Genomic DNA, 5039 nt, shown 5'->3' on the forward strand with positions numbered 1-5039 from the left:
CGGCATTTCCTCCGGCATCGCCTTCTGTAAATAATACCTGGCCTGAGTTTGGTGCATCAGCATAGGCTGTATGTACCCTGGTTGGACTACCTTGCCGGTGGCTCAGGTAAAAAACCCTGGTATTATCCATAGCAAGGCTGTAGAAATATCCTGGCTGGCTGGGATCCCCGTTGGAGGGCGTTAACTGGTCAAGCAGTTGTGTCTTCTGTCGGTAACTGTACAGGTATTTACCGGTAGAGTAAACAACGGTTCCCCTGTAAACAGCTACGCCGTAAACCGTGCTGTCAACCAGCCGTTGTGACCCTGGCCCCCCTAGGTGTTTTAGCATAAGACCTGAGTTGGGACCGTTCTGTGAGTAGAATGCTGCGTAAAGATCGTCCGTGCTTACATAACGGGCGGAATCAGCCAGCTTGGTCAGCGTACCATCATACTGGTACCACTCGTATAACGGCGCCAGGTTAGAGGATGAGTCAAGCGGCTCACCTTCTATTAATACGCCGGTGGCAGTAACCCATGCATGTGGATGTTCCCTTACCCCTTCATTCCGGCCACGGTTAAATCCTCCGCTGTAAGGAACTACTGCTGTTGTGCCGTTGGACAGGTTGGCCAGGTAATAGGTGTAGCTGTTTCCAATTTGTTTGTACGACAATACCCTACCCCAGGTGGGAGAGTAGTCCAATATGTAGGTGCTGTCGGACGTAGTGAAAAACGGCTGCAGGAAGCGGTTTTGCGCAAAAGATGACAGGCTCCATAACAGGAGGAATACAAAAGAGTAGATTTTTCCCATAAAAGATCATTAAAGCATTGATGTAATAAAGTTATTGAAACGGAGGCCACAGCCATTCAACAACACGGGGATTCAACAGGGGGCCTTAAAACTAAATAGGAAACATGGAGAAGTCAGGTCTAAACTTGCAATTAATATAGTGGCATATATGGCTTTAAGCAAGCCTGCATCAGCAAGATACACGAAAAAATTGTTGGTTGGCATTTATTTTTTGTTAAGGGAATGGGGGCGGGCGGCCTGGAGGATTTTGTACGGTTATACCCCTGGTATTTTCCAGGCTAAACATAACAAAAAAATCGCCCAAGCCCCCGTAACTTCATATACATATCCAATTGGCAAAAGCCGAACAGTTTACAAATTTAGCCGATGGATAATAATACACCCCAACGCGCTAAAATGAAAAGATACCTGTTCCTCCTGGCTGCTGCTTTCAATACGGCTTGTTGTTATGGCCAGCAATACAGCATTTTTTGCGGCGGGCAGATGGCAGCAAAAAATATCATTAGGAGATCTATGGCTGAATGTTAGTTATGCTTTCGCAGAAAATATCCTACGGAAAGCCCAAAATAGCTGTTCTTTTTAGTTCCATGTGAAATATGGGTTCCATCCGGTAACACACCGTCTGAAGGCTCAATATTCATGAGCCCCAGGCTATAATTAATGTTGAAGCATAGTCCATTATTCAGTTCGTAACCTGCTATAAAATTAAGGCCGCCATCCAGCGGTTTATAATAAGTGTACTTACCCATTGATTCATAGGTTGGACGCGTTTCGTTTTTGAACTTAATGGTAGGTTCTGAGACAGATGTTTCCCCGTACCGGTTGGTAATAGCTGTTTTGCTTTTCCCTCCCAGTCCATAAGCTATATAAGGTCCTGCACCAGCTATCAGCTTACCCGGGCCTAATGAATGCTTGTAAATAATATTTACCGGTATCTCCAGGTATACCATACGTGTTCTGTCGGAAACACCTCTTGCCACAAAATAAACGTTGGTATCCAGGTCATGTGCTTCATAACCGCTGCCTTTAACACTTGCCAGCAATTGTGGCTGCAAATAAAATCTGCCGGCCAGTGGTATATCTGCCGCTATACCTGCATGCCATAACAACGAATATTTTGAGTTTGGATCAACACCATCACGGCCACGCTGTATGGCATTATTTAAACCGGCTAAAATTCCGAAATTGATTTGGGCATAAGCAGATGAAATGCCCAGGCTTAACAAAACTAACAGTACAATTTTTTTCATTGAGGGATGGATTTACAGACCAATTTAAGAACAAAATTCAGATAAGAATGGGAAGCAAAGGGAATTTAACTTTCTTTAACTTTTATTCGCCTGCCTGAACGATATAAATATCGAATAACAATCTGGTTCTGTTAATGCGTTCATTTATAATTAAAAAAAGGCCAGGGTAAGAATGCCCCGGCCGATCTAAAACCTACAACTGTTACATACTGTAACATAACACTATCATAATAACGTGATCTATTTCCAGCCTCCGCCCAGGGCCTGGTACAATACCACTTCTGCACTTAGCCGCTGCCGTTGTACACCTGCCAGGCTAAGATCGGCCTGCAGCTTATTATTCTGTGCTGTCAATACTTCCAGGTAGCTGGCATCACCGGTATCATACAGCAGGCTGGAATTTTTTACCGCCTGCTCCAATACCATCACCTGCCGGCTGGTATGCTGCTCCTGCTCCTTTAGCTTAACGATCTGTGAAAGGGAATTGGATACTTCGCCCAGCGCTGTTAATACAGATTGTCTGAACTGCAGCTCCGCCTGTTCGCGGCTTATCTTTGACTGTTCATATTGTGTTTTTAAGCGTTTGTTCTGCAGGATGGGTTGCACTAATGAACCTGCACCCGTTGCAAAAAGGGAGCCGGGGATCTTAAACCAGTTGCCTGCATCAAAAGCATTCAACCCGCCCTGGCCGGTAATGGTTAAAGAAGGGTACATACTGGCGCGCGATACATTCATCATAGCATGCGCCTGCATCAGCGTCATTTCAGACTGACGTATATCCGGCCGGCGGCTTACCATATTCGCCGGAATGCCTGCTGATAATTTTTCGTGTAATGATAGGGAGGAGATGCCTGCTGTTCTGTCGATTTTACCAGGGTTCTTTCCGGTAAGCACCGACAGTGCATTTTCCTGCGCCACCAGTTGCTGTTCAAGCTGCGGCAGCATGGCTGCTGCCTGTTCGCGCGATGCTTCCAGCTGCTGTATGGCCAGCGTGGTTACATTACCGGCATCCCGCAGCATAGTGGTTACAGCAATAGAGCTGTCGTATAAAGCAATGCTTTTACGGGTTACTTCCAGCTGCGTATCCAGCATCAGCAAATTATAATACCCCTGCGCAATATCAGATACCAGCTTTGTCTGCACTGCTTTTGCCGCCTCCTGCGATCCCAGGTAGTCGGCCAGCGCAGCGTCTTTCCGGCTTTTTATTTTACCCCATATATCTGCTTCCCAGGAGATGTTTAAACCGGTGGTATAATCTGCTATATAACTCTGCCCCAGGAACTGGCTGGCAGTAAGCCCATTCAGGCTGTTATCCGAAGGCCGGGAAATAGAGGCCTGTCCTGCGGTAAGGCTAAGCGTGGGCACATTGTTCCATTTGGCCTGTTTAAAGGCCTGCGCAGCATAATCAATTTGTTTGATGGCCACCTGTAAATTATAGTTGCGTGCTATACCGCTGTCTATTAATTGCAGCAGCACCGGGTCGCTGAAAAAGGCATGGTAAGAGATAACTGCTATACCTGAATCAGACACACTGCCAGTGCTGTCTGTGCGGAAAGCCGCCGGCAGGTCCAGGGCCGGGGACTGGTACTGCTGCGTTACACAGGAATTAACCGCAGCGGTGAGTACCATTGCACAAAGAAAAAGAACGCTCCGTTTATACTTATACATATCTGCCACTGTTTATAAGATCAAAAGCTGGTGGCAGTATGACCGCCACCAGGTAAAAATGTTTTTTAAATATGCCCGGGTATGGCTTGTCCGTATTCATCATAGGCCTCCTGTTTTGAGGGGCGCTTTACCAGCTCCTGCAGGTATTGGAACACTACAAACAATACCGGTATAATGAAGATGCCCAGCAGTACCCCGCTTAACATGCCCACAACAGCTGCCCAGCCTATGGAGTGGTTACCAAGGGCAGAGGGACCTATGGCGCGCAGCAGCGGTGTAAGGCCTGCAATAAATGCAAGCGATGTCATAATAATAGGGCGCAGCCTTGCCTTGGCAGCATCCACCGCTGCGGCCACCAGGGTTTTACCGGCACGCCGGCGCTGTACCGCATACTCCACAATAAGGATGGCATTCTTTGCCAGCAGGCCTATGAGCATGATCAGGGCTACCTGTACATAAATGTTGTTCTCTATACCGCCGATCTTTATACCAATGAACACGCCCAGTAAGCCGGTAGGGATGGAGAGCATAACGGAGAACGGCAGCAGGTAACTTTCATACTGCGCGCTTAACAGCAGGTACACAAACACCAGGCACAATGCAAATATGAAAATGGTTTTGCCGCCTGCAGATTGTTCTTCGCGTGTAAGCCCTTTCCAGTTAGTAGTATAGCCGGTTGGTAAATTGCCGGCCTTCACCCGCTCAATAGCTGCAATGGCCTGGCCGGTGCTAAATCCCGGTTTAGGCATTACCGTTGCACTGATGGAATTGAACATGTTAAAGTGGTCAACGGTTTCTGTACCGTACACCCGTTTCATGTTGATCAGGGTTTTCACCGGCACCATTTGTCCTGCGTTGTTTGATACCGCAATACCATCCAGCGAAGAAAGGTCGGCACGGTCTTCTGCTGCGGACTGCAGCACCACGCGGTAGTATTTGCCAAAGCGGTTAAAGTCCGATGCCTGCATACTGCCGTAAAACCCTTGCATTACCGTTACCAGGTCCTTTACATTAACGCCTAGCTGTTTGGTCTTCATTTCATCTATTTCCATCTCATACTGCGGGTACCCGGTGTTAAAGGTGGTAAATGCAAGGGCTATTTCCGGCTGTTTCATTAGTTCCCCAAGAAATCCCTGGGTCACCTGGTTAAATTTATCTATGCTGCCTGCAGTACGGTCCTGCACTACCATATCAATACCGGTGGTAGTACCAAAGCCCTGTATGGTAGGTAATGCCAGCACATAAAAGGAGGCGCCTTTTACATCCATGAGCGTGCCTTGCAGCATTCCCAGGATCTGGTTGATGTCTTTTGTTTTTCCGCGTTGTTCCAGGTC

General features: G+C 47.4%; 4 protein-coding genes. All 4 read right to left on the reverse strand.

What is annotated here, in order from left to right; all coding sequences use genetic code 11:
- Positions 1–787, reverse strand: a 787-nt coding sequence (locus VIM87_RS24905; protein WP_331999613.1) for a hypothetical protein, incomplete at its 3' end; no start/stop codon positions are given.
- Between the two features lie 524 nt (positions 788–1311).
- Positions 1312–2037: a porin family protein gene (locus VIM87_RS24910; RefSeq protein WP_331999614.1), complete on the reverse strand. Its 726-nt coding sequence runs from the start codon at positions 2035–2037 to the stop codon at positions 1312–1314.
- A 240-nt stretch (positions 2038–2277) separates the two neighbouring features.
- Positions 2278–3705 (reverse strand): efflux transporter outer membrane subunit, encoded by a 1428-nt coding sequence (locus tag VIM87_RS24915; protein WP_331999615.1) that lies wholly within the window; start codon positions 3703–3705, stop codon positions 2278–2280.
- A gap of 65 nt (positions 3706–3770) precedes the next feature.
- A partial coding sequence (locus VIM87_RS24920) for an efflux RND transporter permease subunit (RefSeq protein ID WP_331999616.1) occupies positions 3771–5039 on the reverse strand: 1269 nt, incomplete at its 5' end.

Source organism: Chitinophaga sp. (assembly GCF_036569125.1).
Taxonomy (GTDB): Bacteria; Bacteroidota; Bacteroidia; order Chitinophagales; family Chitinophagaceae; genus Chitinophaga.